Source organism: Heliomarina baculiformis (assembly GCF_019966545.1).
Lineage (GTDB): Bacteria > Pseudomonadota > Alphaproteobacteria > Rhodobacterales > Rhodobacteraceae > Heliomarina > Heliomarina baculiformis.
Genome location: NZ_JAIMIC010000003.1, coordinates 81,408 through 100,034, shown reverse-complemented (window position 1 = coordinate 100,034; position 18,627 = coordinate 81,408). Strand labels below are relative to the sequence as shown.

20 protein-coding genes are annotated in these 18,627 nt (G+C 62.6%); 5 read left to right on the top strand and 15 right to left on the bottom strand.

What is annotated here, in order from left to right; translation table 11 throughout:
- Nucleotides 1–23 precede the first annotated feature (23 nt).
- The 3 genes from MF268_RS07600 to MF268_RS07595 are packed head-to-tail and all read left to right on the top strand — an operon-like array spanning nt 24 to nt 2,245.
- On the top strand, nt 24–1,223 hold the full coding sequence (locus MF268_RS07600; protein WP_337926792.1) for a c-type cytochrome: 1,200 nt from the start codon (nt 24–26) through the stop codon (nt 1,221–1,223).
- 21 nt (nt 1,224–1,244) lie between these two features.
- Nucleotides 1,245–1,370 (top strand): hypothetical protein, encoded by a 126-nt coding sequence (locus MF268_RS25180; RefSeq protein ID WP_273544946.1) that lies wholly within the window; start codon nt 1,245–1,247, stop codon nt 1,368–1,370.
- A gap of 2 nt (nt 1,371–1,372) precedes the next feature.
- Nucleotides 1,373–2,245, top strand: coding sequence for a helix-turn-helix transcriptional regulator (locus MF268_RS07595; protein WP_238370304.1), 873 nt, complete (start codon nt 1,373–1,375; stop codon nt 2,243–2,245).
- A gap of 105 nt (nt 2,246–2,350) precedes the next feature.
- Here MF268_RS07595 and MF268_RS07590 read toward each other — a convergent pair whose 3' ends face one another.
- Genes MF268_RS07590 through MF268_RS07580 form a run of 3 tightly spaced genes read right to left on the bottom strand, consistent with a single transcriptional unit; the run spans nt 2,351 to nt 4,658 of the window.
- On the bottom strand, nt 2,351–3,187 hold the full coding sequence (locus MF268_RS07590) for an ABC transporter substrate-binding protein (RefSeq protein WP_420485419.1): 837 nt from the start codon (nt 3,185–3,187) through the stop codon (nt 2,351–2,353).
- A gap of 30 nt (nt 3,188–3,217) precedes the next feature.
- Nucleotides 3,218–3,952, bottom strand: a complete 735-nt coding sequence (locus MF268_RS07585) for an ATP-binding cassette domain-containing protein (RefSeq protein ID WP_238370303.1) — start codon at nt 3,950–3,952, stop codon at nt 3,218–3,220.
- Nucleotides 3,945–4,658, bottom strand: a complete 714-nt coding sequence (locus tag MF268_RS07580) for an ABC transporter permease (protein ID WP_238370302.1) — start codon at nt 4,656–4,658, stop codon at nt 3,945–3,947. The genes MF268_RS07585 and MF268_RS07580 overlap by 8 nt, the downstream gene beginning before the upstream one ends.
- 142 nt (nt 4,659–4,800) lie before the next feature.
- On the opposite strand from MF268_RS07580, the gene MF268_RS07575 reads away from it, so the two are divergent.
- Nucleotides 4,801–5,202, top strand: a complete 402-nt coding sequence (locus MF268_RS07575) for a VOC family protein (protein WP_238370301.1) — start codon at nt 4,801–4,803, stop codon at nt 5,200–5,202.
- A 59-nt stretch (nt 5,203–5,261) separates the two neighbouring features.
- Here the strand turns inward: MF268_RS07575 and MF268_RS07570 are convergent, their stop codons facing one another.
- From MF268_RS07570 to MF268_RS07530, 9 genes are all read right to left on the bottom strand, one after another.
- Nucleotides 5,262–6,257, bottom strand: coding sequence for an ABC transporter substrate-binding protein (locus tag MF268_RS07570; RefSeq protein ID WP_238370300.1), 996 nt, complete (start codon nt 6,255–6,257; stop codon nt 5,262–5,264).
- Between the two features lie 64 nt (nt 6,258–6,321).
- Nucleotides 6,322–7,167, bottom strand: a complete 846-nt coding sequence (locus MF268_RS07565) for an ABC transporter permease (protein ID WP_238370299.1) — start codon at nt 7,165–7,167, stop codon at nt 6,322–6,324.
- Nucleotides 7,168–7,252: 85 nt separating this feature from the next.
- Nucleotides 7,253–8,182 (bottom strand): ABC transporter permease, encoded by a 930-nt coding sequence (locus MF268_RS07560; protein ID WP_238370691.1) that lies wholly within the window; start codon nt 8,180–8,182, stop codon nt 7,253–7,255.
- A gap of 42 nt (nt 8,183–8,224) precedes the next feature.
- The gene (locus MF268_RS07555; RefSeq protein ID WP_238370298.1) at nt 8,225–8,998 is read right to left on the bottom strand and encodes an ABC transporter ATP-binding protein; all 774 of its coding nucleotides are present in this window, start codon (nt 8,996–8,998) and stop codon (nt 8,225–8,227) included.
- Between the two features lie 108 nt (nt 8,999–9,106).
- Nucleotides 9,107–10,561 carry a dihydropyrimidinase gene (gene hydA / locus MF268_RS07550; protein ID WP_238370297.1) on the bottom strand — a complete coding sequence of 485 codons (1,455 nt, stop codon included), beginning with the start codon at nt 10,559–10,561 and terminating at the stop codon, nt 9,107–9,109.
- 15 nt (nt 10,562–10,576) lie between these two features.
- Nucleotides 10,577–10,891, bottom strand: coding sequence for a hypothetical protein (locus tag MF268_RS07545; RefSeq protein WP_238370296.1), 315 nt, complete (start codon nt 10,889–10,891; stop codon nt 10,577–10,579).
- 37 nt (nt 10,892–10,928) lie between these two features.
- The gene (locus tag MF268_RS07540; RefSeq protein WP_238370295.1) at nt 10,929–11,978 is read right to left on the bottom strand and encodes an acyltransferase family protein; all 1,050 of its coding nucleotides are present in this window, start codon (nt 11,976–11,978) and stop codon (nt 10,929–10,931) included.
- Between the two features lie 4 nt (nt 11,979–11,982).
- Nucleotides 11,983–13,236 (bottom strand): Zn-dependent hydrolase, encoded by a 1,254-nt coding sequence (locus tag MF268_RS07535; protein ID WP_238370294.1) that lies wholly within the window; start codon nt 13,234–13,236, stop codon nt 11,983–11,985.
- Between the two features lie 11 nt (nt 13,237–13,247).
- Nucleotides 13,248–13,532, bottom strand: a complete 285-nt coding sequence (locus MF268_RS07530) for a cupin domain-containing protein (RefSeq protein WP_238370293.1) — start codon at nt 13,530–13,532, stop codon at nt 13,248–13,250.
- A gap of 146 nt (nt 13,533–13,678) precedes the next feature.
- Between MF268_RS07530 and MF268_RS07525 the strand changes: the two genes are divergently transcribed.
- Nucleotides 13,679–14,296, top strand: a complete 618-nt coding sequence (locus tag MF268_RS07525; protein WP_238370292.1) for a TetR family transcriptional regulator C-terminal domain-containing protein — start codon at nt 13,679–13,681, stop codon at nt 14,294–14,296.
- Nucleotides 14,297–14,438: 142 nt separating this feature from the next.
- Here the strand turns inward: MF268_RS07525 and MF268_RS07520 are convergent, their stop codons facing one another.
- The 3 genes from MF268_RS07520 to MF268_RS07510 all read right to left on the bottom strand — a co-directional run bounded on the left by MF268_RS07520 (nt 14,439) and on the right by MF268_RS07510 (nt 18,571).
- Complete coding sequence (locus tag MF268_RS07520) at nt 14,439–15,779, bottom strand: MFS transporter (RefSeq protein ID WP_238370291.1); 1,341 nt, start codon at nt 15,777–15,779, stop codon at nt 14,439–14,441.
- A gap of 85 nt (nt 15,780–15,864) precedes the next feature.
- Entirely contained in the window at nt 15,865–17,169 is a 1,305-nt protein-coding gene (preA, locus tag MF268_RS07515; RefSeq protein ID WP_238370290.1) for an NAD-dependent dihydropyrimidine dehydrogenase subunit PreA, read from the bottom strand.
- Between the two features lie 67 nt (nt 17,170–17,236).
- Complete coding sequence (locus MF268_RS07510) at nt 17,237–18,571, bottom strand: NAD(P)-dependent oxidoreductase (protein WP_238370289.1); 1,335 nt, start codon at nt 18,569–18,571, stop codon at nt 17,237–17,239.
- Between the last annotated feature and the right edge of the window lie 56 nt (nt 18,572–18,627).

Here is an 18,627-nt window from a genome sequence, read left to right as displayed (position 1 = left end):
GCGCTCACTCACAGGAGGTAGAGGTGCTGTCCGGCCATGGCGGGCCGGTCATGGCCATCGAAGCCCTGCCCGATGGCCGCCTTGCCACCGCAAGCTTCGATAACGCGGTCGGTCTTTGGGAAGATGCGACGCCTATCTGGCTCGACGGACACGAAGCCGCCGTGAACACGGTGCTGTATGCCCATGACACGCTCTGGTCCGGCGGCGACGATTTCACCCTGCGCCGCTGGCCCACGGGCGAGGTCATCGGCCGCCACGAGGGCAAGATCACCGCCATCGCCGCCCTCCCCGGTCTGATCGCCTCGGCAAGCTGGGACGGATCCATCGGGCTCTGGCCGCTGGATGGTGCCGCCCCGACCCGCCTCACCGGAAATGGCGGCGGAGTCAACGCGCTGGCCGCCAGTGCCGATGGCGCGATACTGTATTCGGCCGCAAGCGATGGGACGATCCGGGCTTGGAACATTGGCGATAAAAGCGAGAGCCGGCAGCTCCTCCAGCACGGGTTTGGTATCAACAGGCTGGCGCTGAACGAAGAGGCTGGCTGGCTGGCCTATGGCACGGTAGACGGATCGACCAAGGTTGTCGACTCGAGCACCGGCGAGGAAATCGCCGATTTCACGCTGGAACGCCGCCCGATCCTCGCCCTTGCCCAAAGTCCTGATGGCACCCGGCTCGCCATTGGCGATGGCATGGGGTTCATCACCGTGGTCGACACCGGTCAATGGCAGATCGAAAGCGATAGGCGCGCCGCCAGCAAAGGCCCGGTCTGGACGCTTGCCTTCTCAGCCGATGGCACATGGCTGTACGCGGGCGGCCTCGACAGCACGTTCTACGGCTGGCCGGTTCCCCAGGCTGGCGAAGGTTCCCCTATCGCCGCCACCGAACACAGCTTTCAGCGCGCCCCGGAAGAGATGGAAAACGGCGAGCGCCAGTTCGCCCGGAAATGCTCGATCTGCCACACCCTGACCACCGGCGGCAACCGCCGCGCCGGCCCGACGCTGCACGCGCTTTTCGGACGCCGGGCCGGAACGGTCGCCGGCTACAGCTATTCCGAGAGGCTTGACGGATCGGATATCGTCTGGAATGACAAGAGCATAGACGCCCTGTTCGATCTCGGCCCAGATCATTACATTCCCGGCTCGAAAATGCCGATGCAGCGGATCGCCGACCCTGACGACCGGGCCGACCTGATCGATTACCTGCGCCGCGCCACCACCCCGTAACACCAGAGGGAACCTGACAGAATGAAAGCCGCGATTCTCGCCTTTGCCGCCATCGCCGTGATCTCCGTAGCCGCCTGGTACGGGCTGCACGAAATCGGCTTCAGCTCGGCCCAGGCCACCAGCAGCCCCGACGTGCGGCTCGACTAGGTTTGCCCGACTACCTGACCACCCGCGAACTGGCCGACCTGCTGCGCATCGGCGAGCGCAAGGTCTATGACCTCGCCGCCAACGGCGAGGTGCCCTGCGTCCGCGCCGTCGGCAAACTGCTCTTCCCACAGGCCGAGATCACCGCATGGCTCTCCGCCTCGCGCAGCGGTCCCGAAACGGCCGACCAGCCCCTGCCCCCGATCCTCGCCGGCAGCCACGACCCCCTGCTCGACTGGGCGCTGCGCGAAAGCGGGTCCGGCCTTGCCAGCTACTACGACGGCTCTTTCGACGGTATCGAAAGGCTTGCCAGGCGCGAGGCACAGGCCGCCGGGCTGCATATCCGCGAAGGCGATGACTGGAACCGCGGCGCACTCAGGGCAAAGCTCGGCGAAGCACCGCTCGTGTTGGTCGAAATCGCCCGGCGTCAGCGCGGCCTTCTGCTCGCCCCCGGTGTCACCGGCATCGAGAGTTTCGCCGATCTGAAAGGCCGCCGCGTCGTGCTGCGGCAGGACAATGCCGCCTCCCAGCGCGAATTCGACACCCGTCTCACAGAGGCGGGTCTCACCTCCGCCGACATCGCGCCGCTCGATACCCGCGCCCGCACCGAAGAAGAACTCGCCATCGCGCTGCACGACGGCAAGGCCGAGGCGGGCTTTGGCCTCGGCGCTCTCTCAGGGCTCTATGGCCTCGGTTTCACACCACTCACCGAAGAACGCTTCGACCTCGCTCTCTGGCGTCGCGCATGGTTCGAACCGCCGCTTCAGAAACTGATGGCCTTCCTCGCCAGCCCTGCCTGTGCAGACCGAGCCAGCGAACTCGGCGGCTACAACCTTGCAGGCCTCGGAACGGTACACCACAATGGTGCCCGTGCCTGACCGCCCTCACCCAGATAACGCAAGGGCGCGGCCCCATAACCACGCCCCTGCTTCTTTGGGTCAAAAAATATCCCCGCCGGAGGCATGCCCGGCAGGGCATTCACTTTAATCGGCGTTCGGGAAAAACAACCGCTGCCCGTCGACCTGATACCCGGCAATCGCGGCCTGACCTTCCTCACCGATCAGCCAGTCGATAAACGCCTGCCCGGCATCGGACTTAACGCTCGGATGCTTCTCGGGGTTCACAAGGATCACGCCATACTGGTTGAACAGCCGTTCATCGCCTTCGACCATTATCTCCATTCCTTCCTTGTTGCCAAAGGAGATCCAGGTCGCACGGTCGGTCAGCACATAGGCGCCCATACCCTGCGCAGCATTCAGGGTTGCGCCCATGCCGCTGCCGGTTTCGCGATACCAACCGCCCGAGACGGCAGCCACATCCACGTCCGCCGCCTGCCAGTGACGCAGCTCGGCCTTGTGGGTCCCGCTGTCATCCCCGCGCGAGGCAAAGACCGCGCCCGCTTCGGCCACGTCCTGCAGGGCCGCGACAATGTCGGATCCCCCCTTGATGCCCGCCGGATCTTCCTCCGGGCCGACCAGCACGAAATCGTTATACATCACGTCAAACCGCTGTACGCCCCAGCCATCGGCGACGAATTTTTCCTCGGCCGGTTTTGCATGAACCAGCAGCACATCGCCGTCACCATTGATCGCGTTCTTGATCGCCTGACCGGTGCCAACAGCGACAACCCGCACCTCGACGCCCGAACCTTCGGTGAATTCCGGCAGGATCGCGTCGAGCAGGCCCGAATTCGCGGTCGAGGTGGTCGACTGCACCACGATGAACTCATCCGCGGCCCAAGCGCCCCCGGCAATGCCCATCTGCAATCCAGCCGCCAGCGCACCCGCCAGCCAAAGGCCGCGGTTCATGTCTACAGTCATCGTCTTACTCCACTTCCCTTTAGTCAAATTTCAGATCACCAGCCCGCCCGACAGGAAGCGTCGCGCCGCCTGACTTTCCGGATTGGTGAAAAATGCGGTGGCCTCGGCTTGTTCGGCCACCTTCCCCCCCTGCATCAGCAGGATATCCTGACCCAGCCGCCGAGCCTGCCCGATGTCATGGGTCACCATGATAATGCGCACCCCGCGCCGCGCCGCCGCCGCGACCAGCGCTTCGATGGCCTGCGTGGCCTGCGGATCAAGCGCGCTGGTCGGCTCGTCCAGAAAAAGCAACTCGGGTTCGGTAGCCAGCGCCCGAAGGATCGCCAGCCGCTGCGCCTCGCCGCCTGACAGGGACCGGGCCGGTTGCCGCGCCTTGCCGTCCAGCCCGCCTTCGGCCAAGAGCTCGGCGACGCGCGGGCCCCGCAGATGCCGATCAAACCCCTGCCGCCGCAGAACAAAATTCAGGTTCGCCGCCACCGAGCGGCGCAGAAGCACGGGACGTTGGAACACCATCGCCTGATGCTGCCGGTCGGCGGGACCCATCTCACGCCCGTCCTGCCGGAACACCCCGCGATCGGGCTGGATCAGCCCGTGCAGACAGCGCAGCAGCAGGCTTTTGCCCGCCCCGTTCGGCCCAAGGATCATCAAAGGCCCCGGCCCGTTCAGCACAAGCCGGTCGATATCCAGCAGCCGTTTGCCATCCCGTTCGATCCGCAGACCGGAAACCTCGATTTCGGGATGCAGCTGCTCGGCAAAGTCACGCATGATGAAGCCCCTCAACGTCGCTGCGCTGGATCAGCAAACTCACACAGGCCGTCATGCTGACCGCCAGCGCGATCAGGATCACACCAAGCGCCAGCGCCAGCGCGAGATTGCCCTTGGAAGTTTCGAGCGCGATCGTCGTCGTCATCACGCGCGTCACATGGTTGATATTGCCGCCCACCATGATCACCGCTCCGACCTCGGCAATCGCCCGTCCGAACCCGGCCAGAAGCGCCGTCAAGAGCGACAGTCGCCCGTCCCAGAGCAGGGTCGGCACAGAGGCCAGCCGCGATACCCCCAGTGAACGGAGCTGTTCGGCATATTCCGCGTTCAGCGTCTCGACCGTCTGCCGGGTCAGCGCCGTAATGATCGGTGTCACCAGAACCACCTGCGCGATGATCATCGCACTGGGCGTATAGAGCAGTTGCAGCACCCCAAGCGGCCCCGAGCGCGAGAGGCACAGGTAGACCAGCAACCCGACGACTACGGGGGGCAAGCCCATCAGCGCATTCACAAGAATGATGACGCCGCGCCGCCCCGGAAAACGCCCGACCGCCAATGCCGCGCCAAGCGGCATCCCCAGAAGTGCCGCGATCAGAACCGCAATGACCGAGACCCGCAGGGAAAGCAGGACAATTTCCCACAAATCCCTGTCGCCTGACAGGATCAGCACCATCGCATGGCGGAGTTCTTCTGCAAAATTCTGCAATTTTTACGAAACTCTCCTCAATTTCGTATCGATTACAGTATATTGCATAAGTATGACGAAAGGTCACCCGGAATCACGCGCTGTTCTTGACGTCGGACGCACCCTTTTGCTCTTGTAGCCGAAGCACCCGGAGTCCCCTGCCATGAACGACCAGCCCTCGCCCTTTGCCGCGATCCGCGCCATCGACTATACGGTCATCCTTACCCGCGACATGGCCGCGATGCGCCGATTTTATGAGGGCGTTCTGGGCTTTGCGCTGGAACGGGAATTATCGGCCGGCTGGATCGAATACCGCGTAGGCTCGAACATTCTGGCCCTCTCAAGGCCCGGTCTCACCGCCTCGGATACGCCGCTCCCACGCGGGAGCGCTGCCCTGCAACTTGCCTTCCGTGTGCCGCCCGGCCATGTGGATCTCTGCGCCGAGGCGCTTGAGCGTCATGGCATAACGCCCATCGCGCCCCCTACCGACCAGAGCTTTGGCCATCGTACGCTGTTCTTCCGCGACCCCGACGGCAACCTGCTGGAAATCTACGCCGAGATCTGAACGAAAAACGCGGCCCCCGATCCCGGGAGCCGCGCCTGTCTCATCGCAAAAGCGTAAACTTAGTTTAGCGCTTTGTCGGTGATTTCATGGGTCCAGGCCCCTTCCGGCGCCTTGGAGATCACCGGATCGGAACCGCCCGCAAGCAGGGTATCGACCGTGCGCTGGTAATCTGCCTCATCCAGCGCGCCGTTGGAGCCGGCGGTCAGCTTGGCGATCTCACCCATCATCCGCACCTGATGCGCTTCGGTCTGGGCGCCGGTCGCATCGTTGTCGAGCACGATCATCGCCGCTTCTTCCGGATTCTCCTCGGCGTATTTCCAGCCCTTCATCGAGGCCCGGACAAAACGTACCATCTTGTCGACGAACACCGGATCCTCGAGGTTTTCCTCAAGGGCCCAGATCCCGTCTTCCAGCGTGGCAACGCCCTGATCTTCGTATTTGAAGGTCACCAGTTCGTCTTCGGAAACCCCCGCATCCAGCACCTGACCGTATTCGTTATAGGTCATGGTGGAAATACAATCGGCCTGACGCTGGATCAGCGGATCGACATTAAAGCCCTGCTTGAGCACGGTCACGCCATCCTCGCCGCCATCGGTCGAGATGCCTTCCTGGCTCATCCAGCTGAGGAACGGGTATTCATTGCCAAAGAACCAGACGCCGATGGTCTTGCCCTTGAAATCCTGCGGGCTGGTGATGCCGGTGTCCTTCCAGCAGGTCAGCATCAGACCCGAAGACTTGAATGGCTGCGCGATGTTCACAACCGGCAGGCCCTTTTCACGTGCCGCCAGCGCCGAGGGCATCCAGTTCAGCATGACATCCGCGCCACCACCCGCAAGCACCTGCGGCGGTGCGATATCCGGACCACCGGGCAGGATTTCGACGTCGAGGTTTTCTTCCTCGTAATAGCCCTTGTCGAGCGCCACGTAATATCCCGCGAACTGCGCCTGCGTGACCCACTGCAGCTGCAGTTTCACGCTGTTCGGATCGGTCTCCGCCGTCGCCGAGCCACCAGCTATTGCCAGTCCCAGCGCCATTCCCGTCATCAGTTTCTTCATATTCTACACTCCTTGTTTACACTTCCACCCCGGTTTATCCGGAATTCTTCTGTCGTTATGGGCCTCAGGCCCGCTGCGACGGGTGCCAGAAGGTCACCGCCTTCTCCACCAGCGCCACAACCCCGTAAAACGCCGACCCGGCAAGCGCCGCCACCACAATCTCGGCCCAGACCATGTCCAGCGCAAGCTGCCCTACCGAGGTCGAGATGCGAAACCCCATCCCCAGCGTCGGCGAGCCGAAAAATTCGGCAACAATCGCCCCGATCAGGGCCAGCGTCGTCGATATCTTCAAACCGTTGAAAATGAACGGCATCGCCGCCGGCAGGCGCAGTTTGAAAAACGCCTGGCCATAGCTGGCCCCGTAGGTCTGCATCAGGTCGCGCTGCATCGCGCTCGCCTCGCGCAGACCGGCCACCGTGTTCACCAGCATCGGAAAGAACACCATGACCACGACCACCGCCGCCTTTGACTGCCAGTCGAATCCGAACCACATCACGAGGATCGGCGCGGTCCCCACGATCGGCAGGGCCGCCACGAAATTTCCGACCGGCAACAGCCCGCGCCGCAGGAAATCGAACCGGTCCACAAGGATCGCCACCAGAAAGGCCGCCGCGCAGCCGATGACATAGCCACCCAGCGCCCCCTTCAGAAAGGTCTGCACGAAATCGACCCAAAGGATCGGCAGGCTCGAGGCAAAGCGCATCGCGATGACCGAGGGCGCCGGCAGGATCACCATCGGGACATTCAGCCCCCGCACCACCATTTCCCAGACCAGCACGAGCGTCGCGCCAAAGATGAAGGGCACAAGGAATTTCACAACCCGCGTCTCCGAGGCCGCGCTCCGGGCCAGCCATGCATTCAGCCCCCATCCCGCGGCCCAGATCACGAGTGCCAGCACCAGTTCCGTCATGCTGCGTTCCCCTGCTTCTTTGGGTCAAAAATATCCCGGGGAGGTCGCGCCTGCGCGACCGGGGCAGAGCCCCTCCGACATAGCCTCATGCGAGTACCCCCATGCGGCGCAGCAACAGCCGCTCGATCATGCCCAGTATCCCGACCAGCAAGGCCGCGAGGATGGCGGCCGCAAACAGAGCCGACCAGATCTGGATCGTCTGCCCGTAGTAGCTCCCGGCCAAGAGCCGCGCGCCAAGGCCCGACACCGCGCCCGTCGGCAACTCACCCACGATGGCCCCCACCAGCGAGGCGGCAATCGCCACCTTCAGCGAGGCAAAGAGATAAGGCAGCGAAGATGGCAACCGCAGCTTCCAGAACCCCTGCGATGTGCTCGCGTTATAGGTCCGCAGCAAATCGAGCTGCATGGAATCCGGGCTGCGCAGCCCTTTCACCATGCCGACCACCACCGGGAAGAAACTCAGATACGCCGATATGATCGCCTTGGGGATGATCCCCTGCACCCCGACCGAATACAGGACCACGATGATCATCGGCGCCAGCGCGATGATCGGGATGGTCTGGCTCACGATGGCCCAGGGCATCACGCTCATGTCCATCACCCGGCTATGCACGATCCCGACCGCGAGCACGACGCCCAGCACCGTGCCGATCCCGAACCCGAGCAGCGTCGCGCTCAGCGTGACCCAGCCGTGAAACAGCAGGCTGCGTTTGGAAAAGGCACGCCCTTTCAGGACCATCGCCCCGCTGGTCTGCCAGAGTTCCACCGCCACTTGGTCCGGGGTCGGCAGCCTCGGCTTGTCCTGCACCAGCGTATCGCCCCATTGACCCGGGTTCGCCAGCGCCAGCGCAATCGCGCTCATGTCGCGCCGCGCCGCCGCGCCTTCGGGAGAGATCACCGCGCCCTCGCGTTCCGCCTGTGTGAGCGCGGTCTTGATATTCATCGGCACCGCCGCCGCGTACCAGAACAGCACGATTGCGGCGACCACCACCAGTACGGCCCAGAACGTCCGCATCATGCCGCCCTCACATCAAGGCCGGCTTGCAAACACATGAGATCACTCATCAAGATGCCCCGCCCGCAGACCTTCCCGCACCCGGTGCGCGATCTCGATGAATTCCGGCGTATCGCGGATTTCAAGTGGCCGCTCTTTCGGCAGCGGGCTTTCGATCACATCGGTGATCCGGCCCGGCCGGGGGCTCATCACCACGATCCGCGTCGACAGATACACCGCCTCGGGTATCGAATGGGTTACGAAACCGATCGTCTTCTCGGTCCGCGCCCAGAGCGCAAGAAGCTGTTCGTTGAGGTGATCGCGCACGATTTCGTCCAGCGCCCCGAAGGGTTCATCCATCAAGAGGATATCTGCATCGAATCCCAGCGCCCGCGCGATACTGGCGCGCTGCTGCATGCCGCCCGAAAGCTGCCAAGGGTATTTGCCACCAAAACCTTCCAGATCAACCAGTTGCAGCACGTCCTTGACGCGTTTTTCCTGCTCGGCCTTGGAGAACCCCATGATCTCGAGCGGAAGCTTGATATTGCCCGCGATGGTCCGCCATGGGTAAAGCCCCGCCGCCTGGAACACATAGCCATAGGCCCGCGCCTGACGCGCTTCCTCCGGCGACACTCCGTTAACGGTGATCTCGCCCCCGGTTGGATGCTCAAGCGCCGCCATGCAGCGTAGAAAGGTCGTCTTGCCACAGCCCGACGGGCCGATAAAGCTGACAAAGTCCCCCTTTTCTATGGAAAGGTTCACATCCTTGAGCGCATGAACCGGACCGTCATTGGTCTGAAAGGTCAGCTCGAGATTTCTGGCTTCAATGACCGGCATTAAGGCTCTCTTCTTGTTCATAAAAACTTAAGGCACCCGATTTCAGGCGATGCACAAGCGGTGCACATCCTGTACACCGCCTGTACATCGCAAAGGCGCCAGAGACGGTCAGACACCGGTTGCCGGAATGCCCGTGCGCTGCACCGGTCGCGGCGATGTCAGCTCTTTCCACTGGGAAAGCGCGGTGTTGACCGGCGTGTTCGGCGCGCGTTCGACGAACTTGCCGTGGCCTTCCTCGACCCGCATTTCGCCGTCATAAACCGCGACCTGCCCGCGGGTCAGGGTAAAGCGCGGCAGGCCCGTGACCTCTTGCCCCTCGAACACGTTGTAATCGATCGAGGACTGCTGCGTGGCGGCCGAGATCGTCTTGCCCTTTTTCGGATCGAGCACGACGATATCCGCATCCGCGCCGACAAGGATCGCACCCTTCTTGGGATAGCAGTTCAGGATCTTGGCGATATTGGTCGAGGTCACGGCCACGAATTCGTTCGGCGTAAGCCGCCCGGTCGCAACGCCATGGGTCCAGAGCATCGGCAAGCGATCTTCCAGACCGCCTGTCCCGTTCGGGATCTTGGTGAAATCGCCGACGCCATAGCGTTTTTGCTCGGTGGTAAAGGCGCAGTGATCGGTAGCCACCACCGAAAGAGAGCCGGACATCAGCCCGTGCCACAGGCTTTCCTGATGCTTCTTGTTGCGGAACGGCGGGCTCATCACGCGACGCGCGGCATGATCCCAGTCCTGGTTGAAATACTCGCTCTCATCCAGCGTCAGGTGCTGGATCAGCGGCTCACCCCAGACGCGTTTGCCCTGCTGGCGCGCGCGGCGGATCGCTTCGTGGCTTTCCTCGCAGGAGGTATGCACCACGTAAAGCGGCACGCCAGCCATGTCGGCGATCATGATCGCGCGGTTGGTGGCCTCGCCCTCGACCTGAGTGGGCCGGGAATAGGCATGGCCCTCGGGGCCGTTATTGCCCTCGGCCAGCAGACGCGCCGACAGGTCCGCGACCACGTCGCCGTTTTCCGCATGGACCATCGCGATGGCGCCCAGTTCGGACAGGCGCTGGAACGAGGCATACATCTCGTCATCCTGCACCATCAGCGCGCCCTTGTAGGCCATGAAGTGCTTGAACGTGTTGATGCCGCGTTCCTTGACGACGGTTTCCATCTCATTGAACACCTGTTCGCCCCACCAGGTGACGGCCATGTGGAAGGAATAGTCGCAATGTGCGCGGGTGGATTTGTTATCCCAGCGCTTCAGCGCATCAAGCAGACCCTGACCCGGATCGGGCAACGCGAAATCGACCACCATCGTGGTGCCACCTGCCAGCGCCGCACGTGTGCCGCTTTCGAAATCGTCGGAGCTGTAGGTGCCCATGAAGGGCATTTCGAGATGGGTATGCGGATCGATTCCGCCCGGCATCACGTAACAGCCGCTTGCATCAAGTTCCTCGTCGCCACGCAGCCCCTTGCCGATCTCGATGATCTGGCCGTTCTCGATCAGCACATCCGCTTCATAGCTGAGATCCGCCGTGACGATGGCCCCGTTCTTGATGACTGTACTCATGTCTCTCTCCTGTTGTCAGACCGAGGCATAACACCCGATCGCCTTTCCATGCACGCCGATGTCCAGAGGTCCGAAATCGCTTTCGACGCAAAGCGAAAAGTACCCTGCCGTCGGCAGATATATGACCCGGTAGGGCCCGTTGGGGCGGGTGACCGACCAGCATTTCTGGGTGATCCCGCCCGAAAAATTCACCGTCACTTCACGCGGCTCGCGCAACGCGGCGCGAAAGGCTTCCAGCGTCGGAGCCGCTTCGCGCGCGGACATGTCGTAATCCGCGATCTCGGCTTCGATGAGCGCCTTGATCCTTTCCGGTGTTGCGGTGTCGCTCATGTCGTCACCGCCGTTCGTGTGGTTGATGTATTCGCCATCATGCCCCGCCTGGAACTGGAGCGCGGCGCCGCGACAGCATTGAAAACAATGGCTTTTCGACGAGCAAGTGAACGATGGCCCCAGCCGCCACGGCATAGACCGTCATGACCGCCATCATGCCCAACGGCGGCAGTCCCCACGGCGCGCCCAGCTTGACCAGAACGATACCAGCGAAGCTGATTGCAGGGATGTGGACGAGGTAGATCGAATAGGAGGCGTCGCCGACAAAAGACAGCCATCTTGGCGGCTGGATGGCTCCGGCGGCAAGCCCCATCACCGCAAGGCAGGCCCCGATCCCATAGCACCACGTCCGCACCGCCTTGCTCCAGTCGACAAGAGCCAGCTGCTCGCTGATGCCCACGGCAAAGAAGGCCAACGCCCCGACGAGAAGCACCCAGCGCGCACTCGGCAGGTCGAGCCGCCGAAAACTGAGGGCTGCAAGGATGCCAAAGGCAAAAAGCGGATTGTAGAAGGACAGCAGGAAATTGAACGGATAGCTGTCAAACCGGGCCATAGAGGCCCAGACGCAGGCCAGCGTCCAGAGCACGAAAACTACTGCGCCAAAGCGCAGGTTCAGCACCAGCAGGGTGAAGACGAGGTAAAACAGCATCTCGTACTGGAGCGACCATGCCACGCTTAGCACCGGCAGTTCGGGCATGGGCCAGAGCAACGCCGAGGTCAGGATCGCAACAGGTTCGCGCGCGTTTTCGGGCCCCGCGCTGGGGACGGCGAAATAGGCCAGCGTCAGCACCCCGTAGATGACCCAGTAGATCGGATAGATCCGCACGATCCGCTTTTCGAGAAAGCGTGGCGCGCGTTCGGGGACACCGAAGTCGCGCAGATGCACGAAAACCATGATGAAACCCGACAGCACAAAGAAAAATTCGACCCCCGCGTAGCCCATCCTGAAGATCCCCGGCCCGACTTTTGCCCCGCCATAGTAATGCTCCGGCAGGAAATAGACCGTCAGGTGGTACAGAACGACCATCACGGCGGCCACGGCACGGCCCGCCTGAAGTCCGTCCAGCCTTGTGCTGACGGGGGTCACTGTTTCACTCCACGACCTCGGCCGTTTCGAGCACAGCATGAAGAAGCACATCCGCACCGGCGGCGGCCCAGTCCTTGCTGATCTCCTCTGCCTCGTTATGGCTGAGACCGTCGACACAGGGGCACATCACCATCGCGGTCGGCGCCACCTGATTGATCCAGCAGGCATCATGCCCGGCGCCCGAGATGATGTCGCGATGGGAATAACCCAGCCGTTCGGCGGCCGAGCGGATCGCGCCCACGCAGGTTTCGTCAAAGGCGACGGGGTCGAAACCGCCCACGTTCTCGAATTCGATCTCCATGCCCATGTCATCGCAAATCGCCTGCGCGTCGGTCTTGAGCCGCGCGACCATGTCCTCGATCACCGCGAGATTGGGCGAGCGGAAATCGACGGTAAAGACCACCTTGCCGGGGATCACGTTGCGCGAGTTCGGGTAGATATCGATATGCCCGGCCGCACCGACCGCATCCGGCGCGTGCGACAGCGCGATCTCTTCGACTTTTTCCAGCACGCGGGCCATCGCGAGACCGGCGTTCTTGCGCATCGGCATCGGGGTCGACCCGGTATGCGAGTCCTTGCCGGTGATCGTCACCTGCGTCCAGCTCAGGCCCTGACCATGGGTCACCACGCCGATGTCCTTGCCTTCGGCTTCGAGGATCGGACCCTGTTCAATATGCAATTCGAAAAAGGCATGCATCTTGCGCGCGCCGACTTCTTCCTCGCCACGCCAGCCGATACGTTTCAGCTCATCGCCGAAAGTCTTGCCCTTGGCGTCCTCGCGCTCATAGGCCCAGTCCTGCGTGTGAACGCCCGCAAAAACGCCAGACGACAGCATGGCGGGGGCAAAGCGCGTCCCCTCCTCGTTCGTCCAGTTGGTGGCGACGACCGGGTGTTTCGTCTTGATCCCCAAATCGTTCATCGAGCGGATCACCTCTAGCGCGCCGAGCACGCCGAGAACACCGTCATACTTGCCGCCGGTGGGCTGGGTATCGAGGTGACTGCCCACATAGACCGGCAGCGCATCCGGATCGGTGCCTTCGCGACGGGCGAACATGTTGCCCATCTGGTCGAGCCCCATGGTGCAGCCCGCTTCTTCGCACCATTTCTGGAACAGGGCGCGGCCTTCGGCATCTTCGTCGGTCAGGGTCTGGCGGTTGTTGCCGCCCGCGATCCCGGGGCCGATCTTGGCCATCTCCATCAGGCTGTCCCACAGCCTTTCACCATTGATCTTGAGGTTTTCGCCCGGTGCTGCGGCCATGGGTGGCTCTCCTATTTCAATTCTACTTCGACAAAGGCCATGGGCTGGTCCCCGCCATTGATCACGTTGTGATGCACGCCGGAGGAGCGACGATAGCTGGTGCCCGCCGCCATCTCGACCACGCGCGAGCTGCCATCGGGATCTTCGAGTTCCATGGTACAGTCGGTCAGCGTCGTGACAACGTAATCCATGCCGTGCTTATGCCAGCCGGTTTCCGCACCGGGTTCGAAATCGAAACGAGTGACTCGGACGCGGTCATCGTCAATCATTTGGGTGGCTTTGGCGGCATCGCGCATGGCTGGATCCCCTTGGCTATTATCTTTTTGACCATATGGTCAAAGCGACGCTATCACGACAGGGTGATACGTCAAGAAGTTGACACGAAACCCTCTTGCGTTGGGCGTCGGGAACGACGCGAATTTAGGCAGACGAAGGAGCCCCGATGAACGAAGCCCGCCCCGTGACCCGTATCCAGCAGAAAAACCGCGCAACCATCCTTGATGCGGCGCTCGATGTTTTTTCGCTGCGGGGGTTCGGCGGCGCGACGGTGGACCAGATCGCGGCGACGGCGGGGCTGAGCAAGCCCAACCTGCTATACTATTTCCCGACCAAGGAGGCGATCTACGAGGCACTTCTTGGCGGGCTTCTTGACACATGGCTCGACCCGCTTCGGGCCATGAAACCAAGCGGCGAACCGCTGCCGGAAATCCTTGCCTACGTACAGCGAAAGCTGGAAATGAGCCGGGATTTCCCGCGCGAAAGCCGGCTGTTTGCCAATGAGATCATCCAGGGCGCGCCACTGATTGAAAGCGAGCTGAGCGGCGCCCTGCGCAGCCTCGTCGACGAGAAGGCAAAGATCATTAATCAGTGGGCGGAAGAGGGCCGGATTGCCCGGGTGAATCCGCATCACCTGTTCTTTTCGATCTGGTCCCTGACCCAGCATTATGCCGATTTCGACGTGCAGGTGCGCGCCGTGCTTGGCGAAGGCGTGGACGACCCCTTCCCCGAGGCAGAGATCTATCTGACCACCCTTTTCACCCGCATGCTGACCCCGTCCTGAGGGAGAGATTCGCCCTCTGAATGGCTGGCCTGCGCGTCGCCGCAGGGCGGTTGGCCGCAGGCAACGGGCTGTTTCTGCATAATTTGCGGGCACCTGAGACGGCCCCCGCGCAATTTTCTCGAAGGCGCGCGCAGCGGCATCCTTAGGTTTTTGGCTCGTCCGCCGCTTTGGTTTCCGGCGCCGCGCTGTCTGGCCGGTCATGGTTCTGCAGCACGTCCTCGGTTTGCGCAGCCTCGGGTTCGACGGGCGCGTCTTCGCCCTCACCATAGGCCAGCGCGGCGGTTTCCGGTGTCGATCCGCGACCGGCGGGCGTCATGACAAAGCTGCCCTTGTCGGCCTCGGCCACGGGGGCACGGGTCCGGATGCGCAGTAAAGTAAAACCGATCAGCAGGACATGCGCCGCAAGAGTCGTGAGAAAGAGCCCGAAAGAGCCGAACTGCGCCATACCGAAACCGGCGACCGTGGGCCCTATGATCGAACCGACTCCGAAAATCATCAGCAGGCCGCCGCTGACCTGAATCCCTGTGCCGGGCGGGGCGTGGTCATTCGCATGGGCCACGATAATCGGATACATGGCAAAGACCGTAGCGCCAAAGGCTGCGGCCAGCAGAAGGTTGATGCTGAGAGTCTCGGGTTGCAGCAGGATAAAAGCGAGATCGGCCAGCAAGGCCGCAACCGCCACCGCGATCAGCACCTTACGCCGATCGAGCCGGTCCGAGGCCATGCCGATGGGCACTTGCGATATCGCCCCGGCAAGCACCGGCAAGCTCGCAAAGAGCGCAACGGATCCAAGAATGAGCCCAACCCTGTCGGCATAAACCGCCGAAAGCGTGCCGAAGGCGCTGTTGGAGACACCGACGCAGAACACGGCAACCACCGCGACCGGCGAATTGCGCCAGAGCGCGCCGGGATCGAGCCGGACGCTGACCAGCGGTTTGGGCGTGGCGCTGGAAGAGATCGAAAGCGGCACCAGCGCGAGGCAGTAAAAGATCGCGGCGAAGACGAAGAAGGCGAAACCGCCCGTATCCCCCAGCGCCAGCGACATCTGACCGCCGGTGGAGGCCAGCAGGTTCACCATCGTGTAAATGCCGAAGATACGACCGCGAGATTCGGGCTCGGCCCTTTCGCTGAGCCAGCTTTCGACGATCATCGCGGCCCCGGCGAAACAGAACCCAGACAGCCCCCGCAGTGGCACCCAGACCCAGGTTTTCATGTAGAGCAGCGAGAAAAGGACCGAGATGGCGGCAAAGGCGGCCATGACGCCGAAGGACCGGATATGACCGACCTTACCCACGAGCCTTGGGCAGAAGATGCAGCCGAGCACATAGCCAATGGCCCAGCCGGTGCCGAGCAGGCCGAGGGAGGCGGCGCTGAAGCCTTCGGCGGAGCCCCGGATCGGCAGGATCAGCGCGTTGATCCCGCCCGCAAAGATCAGCAGAGCGGAGCCGAAAAGCAAGGCGCTGATGGGGAGAAACTGTTTCATGTCCCGCCCTTATGTGACCACGCCCAAATTTCTTTCAAGAAATTTTACAAGAAAATGAAATTTTCTTGGGCGCGGTCGGGAGGGATCATTCCGCCGCTTGCGCCGCAGGATTGTTCGGGTGGGTCGTCCAGTTCGCGTATTCCGGCTGGACCACTTTCTGCGTGCGTTTGTCGATCTCGCCGGGTTGCAGCTCGATCATCGTGATGCAGTTCTCGACCGGGCAGACATCGACGCAGAGGTTGCAGGCCACGCATTCGTCATCCTGCACTTCGAAGACCCGGTCCGCCGACATGGAGATCGCCTGGTGCGAGGTATCTTCGCAGGCGGCATAGCAGCGGCCGCATTTGATGCAGGCGTCCTGGTCGATGCGCGCCTTGGTGATGTAGTTCAGGTTGAGATACTGCCAGTCCGTCACGTTCGGCACGCCTGCGCCGACGAATTCGGATGTCGAGGCATAGCCCTTTTCATCCATCCACTGGCTGAGGCCCGAGATCATCTCTTGCACGATCTTGAAGCCGTAGGTCATCGCCGCCGTGCAGACCTGCACGTTGCCCGCACCCATCACCATGAATTCGGCGGCGTCGCGCCATGTGGTGATGCCGCCGATCGCGCTGATCGGCTTGCCATGGGTTTCAGGATCGCGGGCGATCTCGGCAACCATGTTCAGCGCGATGGGCTTGACCGCGGGGCCACAATAGCCGCCGTGGGTGCCCTTGCCATCGATGGTCGGCTGCGGCGCCAGCAGATCAAGATCGACCGAGGTGATCGAGTTGATCGTGTTGATCAGCGAAACCGCGTCGGCATTGCCTTTGAACGCGGCCTGCGCCGGTTTGCGGATATCGGTGATGTTCGGCGTCAGCTTAACGATCACTGGCTTGGAGTAGTATTTCTTGCACCATTCCGTGACCATCGTGATGTACTCCGGCACCTGGCCAACGGCCGAACCCATGCCGCGTTCGGCCATGCCGTGCGGGCAGCCGAAGTTCAGCTCGATCCCGTCTGCGCCCGTTGCCTCGACCCGGGGCAGGATGTCTTTCCAAGCCTCTTCCTCGCAGGGCACCATGATCGAGACAATGATCGCGCGATCGGGGTAATCTTTTTTGACGCGGGTGATTTCATCGAGATTGGTCTGCAGCGGCCGGTCGGTGATCAGCTCGATATTGTTAAGCCCTAGCAGGCGACGGTCGGCGCCATAGATCGCGCCATAACGCGGGCCGTTCACGTTCACCACCGGCGGGCCTTCGGCGCCGAGGGTCTTCCAGACGACCCCGCCCCAGCCGGCCTCAAAGGCGCGGCGGACGTTATATTCCTTGTCGGTGGGCGGCGCCGAGGCGAGCCAGAACGGGTTGGGGCTCTTGATGCCCAGAAATTCTGTTGTCAGATCAGCCATTTGGCGTATCTCCCATGAAACGGAAACTTGGATTGGCTTTGCTGGTCTTGTCTTTGTCGAACATGGGTCAGCCCACCAGTGTGGCGTGAATATCCATCGCGGCGTCGCGACCTTCGGCCACGGCGGTCACGGTCAGGTCATCGCCGCCGCTGGCACAATCGCCCCCGGCCCAGACACCGTCGAGCGAGGTGCGGCCCGTGTCATTCACGGCGATCTTTCGACCCTCGAGCGTGATACCCTCGGGCGTGTCGCCAAGCGTCTGGCCAATGGCCTTGAACACCTGATCCGCAGGCAGGCGGAAGGTTTCGCCGGTGCCGGTCAGCCCGCTGCCGGTGTCGGTGGTATATTCCAGCTCGATTTCGACCGCGCGGCCATTGCCGTGCACGGCGACGGGCTGGACGTTGAACATCAGGCGCACGCCGTTCTGGGCGGCAAGATCCTGTTCGTAACGGCTTGCGCCCATCGCTTCCTGCCCGCGCCGATAGGCGATGGTCACATTTTCGGCGCCCAGCAGCTTCGACTGAACCGCCGCGTCCACGGCTGTCATGCCGCCGCCGATCACGACCACGTTGCGGCCCACCGGGAGGGTGGTCAGGTCGCTGGTCTGGCGCAACTCGGCGATGAAGGAGACCGCGTCTTCGACACCTTCACGGTCTTCGCCCTCGGCCCGCAGGGCGTTGACGCCGCTGAGACCGATGGAGAGAAAAACCGCGTCATGGGATTCTTTCAGGCCCGACAGGGTGATCTGGTCGCCCAGCGCCTGCCCTTCCTGAATGGTGATGCCGCCGATCTGCAGCAGCCACTCGACCTCGGCCGTGGCAAAACCGTTAGGTGCCTTATAGGCGGCGATGCCGAATTCGTTGAGCCCGCCCGCCTTGGGGCGCGCTTCGTAGATCACGACGTCATGGCCAAGCATCGCGAGACGGTGCGCACAGGAAAGACCTGCAGGCCCTGCCCCGACCACCGCGACGCTTTTGCCCGTCGGTGCGGCGCGGGTGAAAGGATGCTTGCCCGCATCCATAAGCGTGTCGGTGGCATAGCGTTGCAGACGGCCGATCTCGACCGGTTTACCCTCGGCCACTTCGCGAACGCAGACCTCTTCGCAGAGCGTTTCCGTCGGGCAGACGCGAGCGCACATGCCGCCAAGGATGTTCTGGTTCAGGATCGTCCTGGCCGCCGCCTCGGGCGTGCCGGTGGCGATCTGGCGGATAAAGAGCGGGATGTCGATGCTGGTCGGGCACGCCGTCATGCAGGGCGCGTCGTGACAGAAATAGCACCGGTCCGCAGCCACCGCCGCCTCGTGCGGTGCGTAGGCCGGATGCAGGTCGTCGAAGTTTTCTTGTATTCGGTCGGCTGGAAGGCGCCCGGCCACGATGCCCGGGGTCGTCTGGCTATTGCCCATCATCATCTCCCTGATGATCGTTTCGCTTTATTGTTACCTGCACCCTGCCACAGCTT

Bases quoted from the DNA above. Each gene is read 5' to 3' on its own strand.
- MF268_RS25180 (WP_273544946.1), top strand. From the start codon at position 1,245: ATGAAAGCCGCGATTCTCGCCTTTGCCGCCATCGCCGTGATCTCCGTA.
- MF268_RS07590 (WP_420485419.1), bottom strand. From the start codon at position 3,187: ATGACTGTAGACATGAACCGCGGCCTTTGGCTGGCGGGTGCGCTGGCG.
- MF268_RS07585 (WP_238370303.1), bottom strand. From the start codon at position 3,952: ATGCGTGACTTTGCCGAGCAGCTGCATCCCGAAATCGAGGTTTCCGGT.
- MF268_RS07575 (WP_238370301.1), top strand. From the start codon at position 4,801: ATGAACGACCAGCCCTCGCCCTTTGCCGCGATCCGCGCCATCGACTAT.
- MF268_RS07570 (WP_238370300.1), bottom strand. From the start codon at position 6,257: ATGAAGAAACTGATGACGGGAATGGCGCTGGGACTGGCAATAGCTGGT.
- MF268_RS07565 (WP_238370299.1), bottom strand. From the start codon at position 7,167: ATGACGGAACTGGTGCTGGCACTCGTGATCTGGGCCGCGGGATGGGGG.
- MF268_RS07560 (WP_238370691.1), bottom strand. From the start codon at position 8,182: ATGCGGACGTTCTGGGCCGTACTGGTGGTGGTCGCCGCAATCGTGCTG.
- MF268_RS07555 (WP_238370298.1), bottom strand. From the start codon at position 8,998: ATGCCGGTCATTGAAGCCAGAAATCTCGAGCTGACCTTTCAGACCAAT.
- hydA (WP_238370297.1), bottom strand. From the start codon at position 10,561: ATGAGTACAGTCATCAAGAACGGGGCCATCGTCACGGCGGATCTCAGC.
- MF268_RS07545 (WP_238370296.1), bottom strand. From the start codon at position 10,891: ATGAGCGACACCGCAACACCGGAAAGGATCAAGGCGCTCATCGAAGCC.
- MF268_RS07535 (WP_238370294.1), bottom strand. From the start codon at position 13,236: ATGGCCGCAGCACCGGGCGAAAACCTCAAGATCAATGGTGAAAGGCTG.
- MF268_RS07530 (WP_238370293.1), bottom strand. From the start codon at position 13,532: ATGCGCGATGCCGCCAAAGCCACCCAAATGATTGACGATGACCGCGTC.
- MF268_RS07525 (WP_238370292.1), top strand. From the start codon at position 13,679: ATGAACGAAGCCCGCCCCGTGACCCGTATCCAGCAGAAAAACCGCGCA.
- MF268_RS07520 (WP_238370291.1), bottom strand. From the start codon at position 15,779: ATGAAACAGTTTCTCCCCATCAGCGCCTTGCTTTTCGGCTCCGCTCTG.
- preA (WP_238370290.1), bottom strand. From the start codon at position 17,169: ATGGCTGATCTGACAACAGAATTTCTGGGCATCAAGAGCCCCAACCCG.
- MF268_RS07510 (WP_238370289.1), bottom strand. From the start codon at position 18,571: ATGGGCAATAGCCAGACGACCCCGGGCATCGTGGCCGGGCGCCTTCCA.